General features: G+C 68.2%; 10 protein-coding genes and 1 riboswitch. Of the genes, 6 read left to right on the top strand and 4 right to left on the bottom strand.

Features of this window, described 5'->3' with window-relative positions:
* Positions 1–11: 11 nt before the first annotated feature.
* Positions 12–223, bottom strand: a riboswitch (cobalamin riboswitch).
* 47 nt (positions 224–270) lie between these two features.
* Complete coding sequence (locus OG205_RS06715) at positions 271–876, bottom strand: GntR family transcriptional regulator (RefSeq protein WP_330275362.1); 606 nt, start codon at positions 874–876, stop codon at positions 271–273.
* A 105-nt stretch (positions 877–981) separates the two neighbouring features.
* On the opposite strand from OG205_RS06715, the gene OG205_RS06710 reads away from it, so the two are divergent.
* A complete protein-coding gene (locus OG205_RS06710) occupies positions 982–2,418 on the top strand; it encodes an FAD-dependent monooxygenase (RefSeq protein ID WP_330275361.1) in 1,437 nt (478 codons plus the stop codon).
* 7 nt (positions 2,419–2,425) lie between these two features.
* Here the strand turns inward: OG205_RS06710 and OG205_RS06705 are convergent, their stop codons facing one another.
* Positions 2,426–2,824 (bottom strand): VOC family protein, encoded by a 399-nt coding sequence (locus OG205_RS06705; protein ID WP_330275360.1) that lies wholly within the window; start codon positions 2,822–2,824, stop codon positions 2,426–2,428.
* 62 nt (positions 2,825–2,886) lie between these two features.
* On the opposite strand from OG205_RS06705, the gene OG205_RS06700 reads away from it, so the two are divergent.
* Positions 2,887–3,840, top strand: coding sequence for a helix-turn-helix transcriptional regulator (locus OG205_RS06700; protein ID WP_330275359.1), 954 nt, complete (start codon positions 2,887–2,889; stop codon positions 3,838–3,840).
* A gap of 90 nt (positions 3,841–3,930) precedes the next feature.
* On the opposite strand, the gene OG205_RS06695 is transcribed toward OG205_RS06700, so the two are convergent.
* Entirely contained in the window at positions 3,931–4,875 is a 945-nt protein-coding gene (locus OG205_RS06695) for a glycoside hydrolase family 6 protein (protein WP_330275358.1), read from the bottom strand.
* An 88-nt stretch (positions 4,876–4,963) separates the two neighbouring features.
* On the bottom strand, positions 4,964–7,177 hold the full coding sequence (locus OG205_RS06690) for a glycoside hydrolase family 9 protein (RefSeq protein WP_330275357.1): 2,214 nt from the start codon (positions 7,175–7,177) through the stop codon (positions 4,964–4,966).
* A gap of 310 nt (positions 7,178–7,487) precedes the next feature.
* On the opposite strand from OG205_RS06690, the gene OG205_RS06685 reads away from it, so the two are divergent.
* From OG205_RS06685 to OG205_RS06670, 4 genes are all read left to right on the top strand, one after another.
* Positions 7,488–8,771: an ABC transporter substrate-binding protein gene (locus OG205_RS06685; protein ID WP_330275356.1), complete on the top strand. Its 1,284-nt coding sequence runs from the start codon at positions 7,488–7,490 to the stop codon at positions 8,769–8,771.
* Between the two features lie 113 nt (positions 8,772–8,884).
* Positions 8,885–9,859 (top strand): carbohydrate ABC transporter permease, encoded by a 975-nt coding sequence (locus OG205_RS06680; protein WP_330275355.1) that lies wholly within the window; start codon positions 8,885–8,887, stop codon positions 9,857–9,859.
* 2 nt (positions 9,860–9,861) lie between these two features.
* Positions 9,862–10,683, top strand: a complete 822-nt coding sequence (locus tag OG205_RS06675; protein WP_319974231.1) for a carbohydrate ABC transporter permease — start codon at positions 9,862–9,864, stop codon at positions 10,681–10,683.
* A complete protein-coding gene (locus tag OG205_RS06670; protein ID WP_330275354.1) occupies positions 10,680–12,002 on the top strand; it encodes a GH1 family beta-glucosidase in 1,323 nt (440 codons plus the stop codon). Before OG205_RS06675 ends, OG205_RS06670 begins: the two co-directional genes overlap by 4 nt.
* Positions 12,003–12,011 lie beyond the last annotated feature (9 nt).

Below are 12,011 nucleotides of genomic sequence, written 5' to 3'. Positions count from 1 at the left end.
GCCCGCACGCAGGCACGTGCGGGGCGCTGGCAGGTCTTCGGACTCATGGGCGAGCCTGTCGCCAGGCGCCTACCGGCCGTCGCTTCCCAGACATCGATGTCCAGTGCTTTCTGACGGCTTTCGTTCCCACTCACCGCTGCGGGGCAGTCCCGGACTCACACCGGGTTCCCTCTTGCGACGACCGATCTGGAGGATCGGCCGAACCAGCTTCGGAGCACAATACATGGGCGCGGTCGAGCCACGAGCAACTACATCTAGTGGGCGTGTCGCTCAGTTGGCCCAGAGGACGTCGGTCAGGGCGCGCAGGCTGTTGTGGATGTGGAACGACATCGCCAGCGCGGCCCTGTCCTCCTCCCCGTCCGCGATCGCCTGACAGATCACGCCGTACTCCCGCATGGTCACCCCGAGGCGTTCCGGCGAACGGCGCGCGGCCAGTTGCAACCGCCGCAGCTGCCCGCGCAGCGACCCGAGCGCCTCGCCGAGGTAGGGGTTGCCGGCCGCCTCGTCGATCAACTCCTCCAGCCGCGCGATCAACTCCTCGGGGTCGCCGTCGCCGAACTCGGTGTGCAGCCGCACGAATCGGGAGCGGTCGTGGGCGCGAGCGCACATCTTGACCGCGTACGTCTCCAGTGCCTCCCGCATCTGGAACAGGTGCCTCACGTCGCTCAGCGCCACCTCGGTGACGAACGCGCCGCGCCCCGGCGTGATCCGCACGAGGTTCTCCCGCGCGAGACGCTGGATCGCCTCCCTGAGGGGCGTGCGGGAGACGCCGAGCCGTTCAGCGAGACGCACCTCGTTCAGGTGCGCACCCGGCGCCAGGTCCCACGCCACGATCTCGTCGCGCAGCTGTTCATAGGCCTTGAGACTTTGACTCACCAGCTCTGTGTACACCGTGAATACACGGCTCACCACATATCGCTTGCGACCAGATCCGGGGAGCCCCACACTAGGCCGCCGATACCGGGGCTGAATGGGTGGTTCATGTTCGATGTGATCATTGCCGGGTGCGGTCCGACCGGTGCGATGCTGGCCGCTGAACTGCGGCTGCACGACGTGCGAGTGCTCGTTCTCGAAAAGGAACCGGAGCCCGCGTCGTCGTTCGTGCGCATTGTCAGTCTGCACATTCGCAGTCTGGAAATCCTGGCGATGCGCGGACTGCTGGACCGCTTTCTGGAACGCGGCAGGCAGCGTCCGGTCGGCGGTGCCTTCGCGGCCATCCCCAAACCCACGCCCGAGGGCCTGGATTCCGCGTTCACCACCATGCTCGGCATCCAGCAGCCGATCGCCGACCAGTTGCTCGCCGACCACGCGATCGCACTGGGCGCACAGGTCCGGCGCGGTGCCGCGGTGATCGGGTTCGAGCAGGACGACGAGGGCGCGACCGTCGAACTGGCCGGCGGCGAGCGGCTCCGGTCGCGGTACCTCGTCGGCTGCGACGGCGCCCGCAGCACGGTGCGCAAACTTCTCGGCGTCGGTTTCCCCGGCGAGCCCTCGCGGAACGACACGCTGATGGGCGAGATGAAAGCGGGCGCACCCGAGGACGAGATCGCCGCCAAGGTGGCGGAAATCCGCAAGACCAGCAAGGTGTTCCACCTCGGACATTTCGGGAACGGGCTTTATCGCGTCGTGGTCCCTTGCGCGGTAGTCAGCGAGGATCGCGCAGAACCGCCGACCATCGAGGATTTCCGGCGGGAACTGCGCGCCGTCGCCGGAACCGATTTCGGCGTGCACTCCCCGGGCTGGTTGTCCCGTTTCGGCGATTCCACCCGATTGGTCGAGCACTACCGGATCGGGCGGGTGCTGCTGGCCGGCGACGCGGCGCACATCCACCCGCCCGCCGGTGGCCAGGGCCTGAACCTGGGCGTGCAGGACGCGGTCAACCTCGGCTGGAAACTGGCCGCGCAGATCCGCGGCTGGGCGCCGGAGACGTTGCTGGACAGCTACCACTCCGAACGTCATCCGGTCGCCGCGGACGTCCTGGACAACACCCGCGCCCAGGTCCAGCTGTCGTCCCCCGAACCGGGCGCGCAGGCCGTGCGCAGGCTGCTCACCGAACTGATGGACATCAACGAGGTGAACCGGCGGCTGATCGAGAAGATCACCGCGATCGGCCTCCGCTACGACTTCGGCGAGGGCCCCGACCTGCTCGGACGGCGCCTGCCCGACACCGACCTGGCCCAGGGCCGTCTCTACGACCGGCTGAGCCGGGGGCGAGGTCTCCTGCTCGACCGCACCGGACGTCTGGCCGTCGACGGCTGGTCGGATCGGGTGGATCTCATCGCGGATACCGTTGCGGCACTGGACGTTCCGGCCGTCCTGCTGCGCCCGGACGGCCACGTCGCCTGGATCGGCGAACAGCAGCAGGACCTGAACGACCACCTCGCCCGCTGGTTCGGCAAGCCGTTCGCCGCCTCCTGACGAGCCGTCAGCGAGCGAACTTCTCGACCGCCGCCGGGGTGACCGGGGTGAAGAAGTTGACGAGGTTGCCGTCGGGGTCGCGGAACAGCAACGCGCGGTTGCCCCAGGGCATCGTGGTGGGTTCGGTGACGACGTCCTCCACGAAGCCGGTCAGGTTCTCGCGCACCGCGTCCACGTCGTCGACGAGGAACTCGATGATGACGCTGCGGTTCGCGCTCGGCTCTGCCGAGCCGGGCGCGAACAGGCCGACGGTGCGGGTGCTGCCGATCGCGAGCGTGCCCGAACGGGTCGTGAGCTCGGCGAAGTCGTCGTTCGCCCAGGTCGCCCGCAGGCCGGTGGCGCGCTCGTAGAAGGCGACGAGCCGGGTGATGTCGCCGGTGATGACGCGGATCGAGATGAAGTCCATGACTGCACGCTAGAAGCGATACCGGACAGAATCCGCCCGGTATCTGCGGAATACTTTCGGACATGCCCCGGCCCACCGCCCGCGTCCTCACCCTGCTGGAACTCCTGCAGTCGGGAGGCCTCCGGACCGTCGCCGAACTCGCCGACCGGCTCGGCGTGGATGAACGCACGGTGCGCCGGTACGTCGAGCACCTCGTCGATCTCGACGTCCCCGTCGAGTCGGTGCGCGGCCGTTACGGCGGCTACCGGCTCGCGTCCGGCTACCGCATGCCTCCGCTGATGCTGAGCGACGACGAAGCACTCGCCGTGCTGCTCGGCCTGGTCGCCGGGCGCCGATCCGGTTTGACGACGGCCACGAACACGGCCGGGGAGACGGCGGCGGCGAAGATCAGGCGCGTGTTGCCGCAGCGGCTCGGCGGCAGGCTCGACGCCGTCCTCGGCTCGATCGCCTTCACCGCGCCCGAAGGTGAACCCGCCGCACCTGACGCCACGGTCCTGCTCACGATCGCCGACGCGGTGCGCCACCACAGGCCGGTCTCGATCCGGTACACCGCAAGGGATGGCCGGCACAGCGAACGCACTCTGCACCCGTACGGGCTCGTCGCCCACTCGGGCCGGTGGTACGTGACGGGCACCGATCCCGCGATCGAGGAGAACCGCACGTTCCGGCTGGATCGCATCGCCAGTGCGCGGACGCTGCCCGGCTCGTTCGACTCGCCAGAGGGAATCGACCCGGCGGAACTGGTCCTGAAAGGACTCGCCACCGCCGCGTACCGGTACGAGGTCACTCTGCGAATCCGGGGAACGGCCGAGCAGATCCGCACCCGGTTGCCCGCGAGCGTCGCGCTGATCGAGGAGTCGGACTGGTCCCGCGTCGAACTGCGGGTGGAACGGCTCGACTGGCTGCCCGGCGTCCTCGCGTTGCTGGACCTGCCGTTCGTGATCGAGCGACCGGATGAGCTGCGCGGCCTCGTCGCAGCACTCGCCGACCGACTGAAGAACTCAGCCTTGCGTTGACCTCTATGAAGGTAAGCGCTTTCCAGTTAGCCTCTGAACCGCCGGGGGCACGCGGTTGTTCCAGCCGCCCGTGCCCCTGGCCCTACCTCATCAGACGCCGTCGATCAGCCGGATGGCCAGATCGGGGTTGAACGTGCCCGCCGGGGTGTTCGGCGCGATGCCGCACGGACCGTCGGACACACCCGGTGTCTTGACCCACAACAAGAGGTCGGCACCGCCACCGATCTGCGACGCCACACCGAGCTTGCGACCGGCGGGGTTGCACCAGCCGTCGCCGCGCCCCTTGTCGTTGCGGCTCGTGTCCACCACGAAACCGGCCGAGTAACCGAGGAAGCCGTTGACCTGACCGGCATAGCTCGTCGACTGGCTCGTCGTGTAGTAGTTCGACACGTTCACCGAGAACCCGCGCACGTTCCGCACGCCGGCCTCGTTCAGCCGGTACGCGATGGTGGACGGCGACACCCAGCCGGCGTTGCCGCCGTCGAGGTACGCGTACGTGTTGGGGGCCTTGGCCTTGAGCTGTTCGGTGGCGTACTTGAGCAGGCCCGCCATCTCCGTCCGCTGTGCCGCCGTCAGGCAGTCGTAGGCGGCGAGCGCGTCCGGTTCGATGATCACCACCGCGGGCTTGGTCCCGATCCCGGCCGCGAAGCCCGAGATCCAGGTCCGATACGCACCGGCACTTCCGGCGCCACCACCGGAGTGGCCACCGCAGGCGTCCCTGTTGGGGATGTTGTAGGCGACCAGGACGGGGAGTTTGTCCTGGCCGTCGGCCGCGCCCGCGTAGTTCGCCACGGTCGAGCCGATGGTGGCGTCGTTGCCGAACCAGCGCGCGATCGGCCTGGAGCCGATCGAGGACTGGATCCGCGCGGACCTGGAGTCACTCGGGTTGTTCCGGGCCCAGGTGGCGGGCGCGGAGTTGGGGTTGACGTAGAAACCGCTGGTCAGGTCGAGCGGGCTGGCTGCTGTGGCAGGGGTGGCCGGGGACAGCAGCAAGACCGCGCAGACCGCGACCGTCGAACGGGCAATCCACCGCACTGTGGATCTCCTCTCGGATGGGACTCTTCCTCTCACCCACCGCCCGCGCGGCATCGCGCGGACGGTGGGAGTTCTCGTGACGGGGAGGTCAGCGGGTGTCGGCGAACGCCGCGACCCAGGCCAGGGCCGAGTTCCAGTTGATGGCGACCTCGTTCGTCGACCACGACCCGAGCTCGTCGAGGTAGCACTTCGCGGGCGCGCAGCCCGGCAGGTTCTGCTGGGCCACCGGGTCCTGCAGGCCAGAGTTGGGGCCGCCGGCGAGCGATCCCGCCGGTGGGTTCGGCATCCTGGCGTCGACCTGGTTGGCCCAGTGCCGGTGGTGCTGGTTCCTGCTGGCCTTCTCGCCGTAGCCGCTGATGAACGACTGGTTGAGGCCGTTGCGGCCGAGCAGGTAGTCCATCGACTCCAGCACCGCGTCGCTGTACTTGCGGTTGAGCGTGGTGTCGTAGGCCATCGCCATGATCATCGACGCGGTGAGCGTGGCGCTGGTCGAGCCCCAGGCGTACAGGCCGTCGGCGGGCTTGGACGGGTTGGGGTAGCCCTGCGACCTCAGGTCGCGCAGGTGCCCGTCGGCAACGTTGATGACCCGCGCGCGGGCGGTGATCACTCGATCCAGCGGGAACTTCAGCGGCAGCCGCAGGATCGTGAGGTCGGCGAGGCCGCCGGTGTCCTTCCAGGAGAACCCGGCCGAGGTGAGCTTCGTGGTGACCTTGTTCAGGTACTCGCGCTTGCCCGTCGTCCCGTACAGCTCGGCCGCGGCCCACGAGAACTCGTCGGTCACGTTGGTGTCGTCGTAGGCGCCACCGCCGACGCCGTCCTCCTTCGGGGCGTACTTGGCCGGGGTGGCCAGGGCGGCCTTCCAGGCGGTCTCGGCCGCGGCCAGGCACCTGTCGGAGAACGCGCGGTCCCACAGCTTGTAGACGCGGGCGCACTGGGCACCGGCGGCGGCGAGGTTCAGGGTGGCGGCCGTCGACGGGGCGTGCAGATAACGCGGCTGCGGGTCGTTGCCGGGCAGCATCGGGTGGCCGGTCCAGGCCAGGTCGTGGATCTTGTGGTGGACCATGCCCGCGAGCGGTTTGCCTGCCGGGACCTGCATCTTCAGCAGGAACTCCATCTCCCAGCGCGCCTCGTCGAGCACGTCGGGCCGGTGGTTGTCCTGTTCGGGGATGGACAGCAGGCCGTCCCGGAAGCCTTCGACGTCGAGCGTGTAGAGCGACCGCTCGTAGGTGTCCATGAGCTGCCATGCGGCGAGCGCGCCGTTGACGACGTACTTGCCGTGGTCGCCCGCGTCGTACCAGCCGCCGCTCACGTCGAGCGAGTAGTCGCACTCCCCCGGCAGACATGGCACCGACACGTCGCCCTGGTTCGGCGCCACACCCACGTGTCCAGCGGGGCGCGCGTACGCCTCACCCACGTACTTCGCCTCGATCGGGATGCCGCTGCGGTTGTGGTAGAAGTACGCCAGCGAGTCCCGTCGCAGCTGGTCATAGGGCTTGTCGGTGATGTCGAACGGGAAGCTGCTCTGGTCGCCGACGGTCAGACTGTAACCGCTTCCAGCCTTCCGGTAGGCCGAGAAGTCGGCGATGTGCACGTGGTCGCGCGTCATCGCGTCGTCGCCCTTGACCTGCGTTTTCCCGGCTTGGACGACAGCGCCCGCGGCGTCGCGCAGCTGCCAGTCGACCGGCGTGGTGGAGCTGTTCACGATCGACGCGCGCTTGGTGCCCGCCGTCGGGTAGGCGTACTGGTTCGTGCGCACCGGTGAGCCGTAGTCCCAGCCACCGCCGGGCGGGACGACGCCGCCGGTCAGCGACACGTCGTCGATGCACAGCGTGTACGGCTCGGCGGAGACGCCACCGGCCTGGATCGCGACCTGGCCGCCGGTGCGAGTGGCCACTGTGGACGTGCCGGTGAACTCGAACGTCTTGGGAGTGCTGGTCAGCGCGGCGGCCTTGTTCAGGACCGTGGTGTTCGGCGCGACGGACAGAGCGACCGCCGCCCGCAGCGTGACGTTCTGGGAAGCGGTCGCGGTGAAGCGCAGCGTGTAGGGCTGACCGGCCTCCAGCGGGATGTCGTTCTGGCCGATCATCGCCGTCCACGGGTTCGCGGTGCCGCCGGGGATCTGCGCGCACAGCCTGCCGCCGGCCACTGTGGACGGAGCGATTCCACTGCTCCACCAAGGCGTCTTCACACTGTCGAACTTGCCGTTGAGCACGCGCTCATAGGGCTCGGCCGCGGTCGCGGGTGCCGCGATCGTGGCGATCAGGACGAACGGAAGGCCGGTTGCCACCAGCCTGGTCTTCACGGACATACCGGGGGCCTCTCGAGGTCGACTGTCTCCCGGCGCGACCGCAGCGTCGAGGCGAATGTTCACCCACCCGACCCCGTGTGTCAACGATCCCGCGTCATCGAAATGTGACCGGCGCTACCTCTTCACATCCGGATGGCCTCGTGGTTACAGTCCTGTAAGCGCTCACAGTTTCCCCCGATCCCGGTGGGCGCACACCGGCCGAAGCCGCAGCGTCGCAGCAGGTGAACGGTGTTCCAGTGGTCTGTCAGACGGCCAATTTCAGGTGTTAGCGCTTGCAGACCATCCGCCAACTGGAGGTTCTTCGATGGGTGTTCGACCAAGGCGCGCTCTGCTCGCCACAACTCTGCTCAGCTCGCTGGTGGCCGTGTCCGCGTGTGGCGGTGCCGCCGACTCCGCGTCGTCGGGGGACGTCACGCTGATCGTCAAGACCTTCAGCCAGTTCGGCTACGACGAGCTCTACGAGGAGTACGAGGCGAGCCATCCCGGCATCAAGATCAAGGAAGAGAACATCGGCAAGCTCGGCGACTACACGCCGAAGCTGCAGCAGTGGCTCGCCACCGGGAAGGGCGCGGGCGACGTCGTGGCGATCGAGGAGGGCATCCTCTCGCAGTTCATGGCGAAGCCCGACCAGTTCGTGAACCTGCTCGACCACGGCGCCAAGGAACTCTCCGGCAACTTCCTGCCGTGGAAGTGGCAGCAGGCGTCCACTTCGGACGGCAGCAAGGTCGTCGGCCTCGGCACGGACGTCGGCGCGCAGGGCATGTGCTACCGCAAGGACCTCTTCGAGGCCGCGGGCCTGCCCACCGACCGGGAGGCGGTCGGGAAGCTCTGGCCCACCTGGGACGCCTACCTCGCCACCGGCAAGCAGTTCAAGGCGAAGACCCCCGGCGCCGGGTTCTACGACTCGACCGGCGGCGTCTACCTGAACATGCTGATGCAGTCCGGTGACCACACCTACTACGACGCCACGAACAAGCTGGTGATCGACTCGAACGCGGCCGTGCGGGACACCTGGGACAAGTCCATCGAGATGGTGAAGGCCGGTCTCTCGGCCAACATCGAGATGTGGAGTCCACAGTGGAACGCGGGCTTCAAGAACGGCACGTTCGCCACGATCCCGTGCCCGTCCTGGATGCTCGGCACGATCGAGAAGCAGGCGGGCCCGGAGAACAAGGGCAAGTGGGACGTCGCGAAGGTGCCGGGCAACGGCGCGGTGCGCGGCGGTTCGTTCCTCGCGGTGCCGGCGCAGAGCACGCACCAGAAGGAGGCCGCCGAGCTGGCCAAGTTCCTGACCAGCGCCAAGGGGCAGACCACGGCGTTCAAGGCGAAGAACAACTTCCCGTCCTCGCCGCAGGCCATCGACGACCCGGTCGTGCAGGACTTCAAGAACCCGTACTTCGGCGACGCGCCCGTCGGCAGGATCTTCGGCGAGAGCGTGAAGGCCCTCAAGCCGGTCTACCTCGGCCCGGACAACAACGCCATCGGTGACCGCGTCGGCAACGCGCTGCTCGCGGTGGAGCAGGGCAAGCTCCAGCCCGACGAGGCCTGGGCCAAAGCCGTCGACGACGCCAAGCGCCTGGCCAAGTAGGGGCTCGGGGCGGCGCGGAGTCCCCGCGCCGCAGCCGACCACAGACCTGGCGGCCGGGGCGCTGCGGAGAAACCCGCCCCGGCCGTCATCCCCACACCACCTGAGGACACACGATGGTGACCGATCTGCGGCCGAGAACGGCCCCAAGCACCCCGGCGGGCGGGAGCAGGCCTCCCGAACAGCCACGTTCCCGGCTGCGCGACCGGATCTCGCGCGTCGAGGTGAAGTGGTCGCCGTACCTGTTCATCGCGCCGTTCTTCGTGATCTTCGTGGTCTTCGGGCTGTTCCCGCTGATCTACACGGCCTGGGTGTCGTTGCACGACTGGGACATCACCGGCGCGGGCGCGTTCGTCGGGCTCGACAACTACGTCACGTTGTTCGCCGACCCGGACTTCTGGAACGCGGTCGTCAACACCCTCGGCATGCTCGTGCTCGCCACCGTGCCGCAGTTGCTCGGCGCCCTGGTGCTCGCGAGCCTGCTCAACCAGAAGCTGCGCGCCGTGACGTTCCTGCGGATGGGCGTGCTGCTGCCGATCGTCACGTCCGTCGCGGCCGTCGGCATCGTGTTCAGTCAGATCTTCGACCGCGACGCCGGCATGGTGAACGGCCTGTTGGGGCTGGTGAACGTCGACGCGATCGACTGGCGCGCCGACAAGTGGTCGTCGTGGACGGCGATCGCCACGATGGTCAACTGGCGGTGGACCGGCTACAACGCGCTGATCTACCTCGCGGCCATGCAGGCGATCCCGAAGGACCTCTACGAAGCGGCCACTGTGGACGGTGCGGGCAAGATCCGGCAGTTCTGGAGCATCACGGTCCCGAACATCCGGCCCGCGATCGTCTTCACCGTCATCATGTCCACCATCGCGGGCATGCAGCTCTTCACCGAGCCGCTGATCTTCGGCCAGGGCAGCTTCGCCATCTCCGGCGGCAGCCTGCGGCAGTTCCAGACGGTGTCGATGTACATGTTCGAGAAGGCGTTCCGGGACTTCGACTACGGCTACGGCTCTGCCGTCGCGTGGATGATCTTCCTGCTGATCACCCTGCTCGGCGTCGTCAACTTCCTGATCACGCGGAGGTCGAGGTAGCCATGCGCAAAACCCATCCCCTGGTCTACTTCACGCTCCTCGCGGGCATCGTGCTCTCGGCGTTCCCGCTCTACTGGCTCTTCGTCGTCGCCACCCGCGCCAACGACGTCGTCGGCGACTGGCCACCGCCGCTGGCACCCGGACCCAACTTCGGCGACAACGTCGGCAGGCTGTTCGCAGCGGAGGACGCTAACTTCCTGCTGGGCCTGTGGAACTCGCTGCTCAGCTCCGCGGTGATCACCGTCTCGGTGGTGTTCTTCTCGTCGCTCGCGGGTTTCGCGTTCGCCAAGCTCAAGTTCCGCGGCCGCAACGGGCTTCTGCTCGTCATCCTCGCCACCATGATGATCCCCGTGCAGATGGGCATCATCCCGCTGTACATGATCATGGTCGAACTGGGCTGGCAGAACCGGATGGAAGCGATCATCGTGCCGGCGCTGGTGTCCGCGTTCGGCGTCTTCCTGATGCGCCAGTACGCCGAGCAGGCCGTTCCGGACGAGCTCATCGAGGCCGCGCGCATCGACGGGTGCAGCACGTTCCGCACGTTCTGGAGCATCGTGCTGCCCGCGTTGCGTCCCGGCGCGGCGGTGCTCGGCCTGTTCACGTTCATGGGCGCGTGGAACGAGTTCCTGTGGCCGCTCGCGGTCCTCGAAGCGGACAACCCGACCGTCCAGTTCTCGCTCTCGCAGCTCTCCACCACCTACTACACCGACTACACGCTCATGTTCACCGGAGCGCTGATCGCCACCGTGCCGTTGCTGCTCGTGTTCGTCGCGTTCGGTCGCCAGATCATCGGCGGCATCATGGAAGGGGCGGTCAAGGCATGACCACGTTCGAACCCGGTTTCCTCTGGGGCGCGGCCACGTCCAGCTACCAGATCGAGGGCGCGGTGGCCGAGGACGGGCGCGGACCGTCCATCTGGGACACGTTCTGCGCGACACCGGGCAAGGTCGACAACGGCGACACCGGTGACGTGGCCGCCGACCACTACCACCGCTATCCCGAGGACGTCGCCATCATGCGCGAACTCGGGCTCGGCGCCTACCGGTTCTCCGTCGCGTGGCCCCGGATCCAGCCGCTCGGCTCCGGTGCGGCCGACCAGCGCGGGCTCGACTTCTACTCGAGGCTCGTGGACACGTTGCTGGACAACGGCATCCAGCCGTGGCCGACGCTCTACCACTGGGACCTGCCGCAACCGCTGGAGGACGCGGGCGGCTGGCCGGAACGCGACACGGCCCTGCGGTTCGCCGAGTACGCGCAGATCGTGCACGAGGCGCTGGCTGACCGCGTCACGCACTGGACGACGTTGAACGAGCCGTGGTGCTCGGCGTTCCTCGGTTACGCGACCGGCAGGCACGCACCCGGCCGCCAGGACCCGGCCGCGTCGATCCGCGCCGCCCACCACCTGTTGCTGGGCCACGGACTCGCGGCGCGGGCCATGCCCGACGCGCGACTGGGCATCACGCTCAACCTCACCCACGTCACGGCGGGTTCGGCCACCGAGGAGGATCTCGACGCGGCACGCCGGATCGACGGCATGCAGAACCGGCTCTTCCTCGACCCCGTGCTGCTGGCGGAGTACCCGGACGACGTGCTGCGGGACCTGGCGCCCGTCACCGACTTCGACCACGTCCAGGACGGCGACCTCAAGACCATCGCCGCGCCCATCGACTTCCTCGGCGTGAACTACTACTCCCCCATGCTCGTCGGCCACGGCACCACCCCGTCGCCCTCGGCCTACGTCGGCTCCGAGCACGTCCGGCACCTCGACGGCGGCCGGTCGCGCACGTCCATCGGCTGGGAGATCGACGCCGGCGGGCTGTTCGACCTGCTGCTGCGGCTGGACCGCGACTACCCCGCGATCCCGTTGTACATCACCGAGAACGGTGCCGCGTTCGACGACGAGGTGCACGACGCCGGCCGCGTCGCCTACCTGGACGGGCACGTGCGGGCCTGCGCGGAGGCCGTGGCGAAAGGCGTGGCGCTGAAGGGCTATTTCGCCTGGTCGTTGCTCGACAACTTCGAGTGGTCCTTCGGCTACGCCCAGCGGTTCGGCCTGGTGCACGTCGACTACGACACCCAGCGCCGCACCCCGAAGGACAGCGCACGGTGGTACGCCGACATGATCGCCAGAGGTGGACTGTGAGCGCTTACA

The organism is Lentzea sp. NBC_00516, from assembly GCF_036346835.1.
GTDB classification, from domain to species: Bacteria; Actinomycetota; Actinomycetes; order Mycobacteriales; family Pseudonocardiaceae; genus Lentzea; species Lentzea sokolovensis.
Note: the sequence above shows the minus strand (reverse complement) of the source record. Positions and strands in the feature narration are given on the sequence as shown.

Bases quoted from the DNA above. Each gene is read 5' to 3' on its own strand.
- OG205_RS06710 (WP_330275361.1), top strand. From the start codon at position 982: ATGTTCGATGTGATCATTGCCGGGTGCGGTCCGACCGGTGCGATGCTG.
- OG205_RS06705 (WP_330275360.1), bottom strand. From the start codon at position 2,824: ATGGACTTCATCTCGATCCGCGTCATCACCGGCGACATCACCCGGCTC.
- OG205_RS06700 (WP_330275359.1), top strand. From the start codon at position 2,887: ATGCCCCGGCCCACCGCCCGCGTCCTCACCCTGCTGGAACTCCTGCAG.
- OG205_RS06685 (WP_330275356.1), top strand. From the start codon at position 7,488: ATGGGTGTTCGACCAAGGCGCGCTCTGCTCGCCACAACTCTGCTCAGC.
- OG205_RS06680 (WP_330275355.1), top strand. From the start codon at position 8,885: ATGGTGACCGATCTGCGGCCGAGAACGGCCCCAAGCACCCCGGCGGGC.
- OG205_RS06675 (WP_319974231.1), top strand. From the start codon at position 9,862: ATGCGCAAAACCCATCCCCTGGTCTACTTCACGCTCCTCGCGGGCATC.
- OG205_RS06670 (WP_330275354.1), top strand. From the start codon at position 10,680: ATGACCACGTTCGAACCCGGTTTCCTCTGGGGCGCGGCCACGTCCAGC.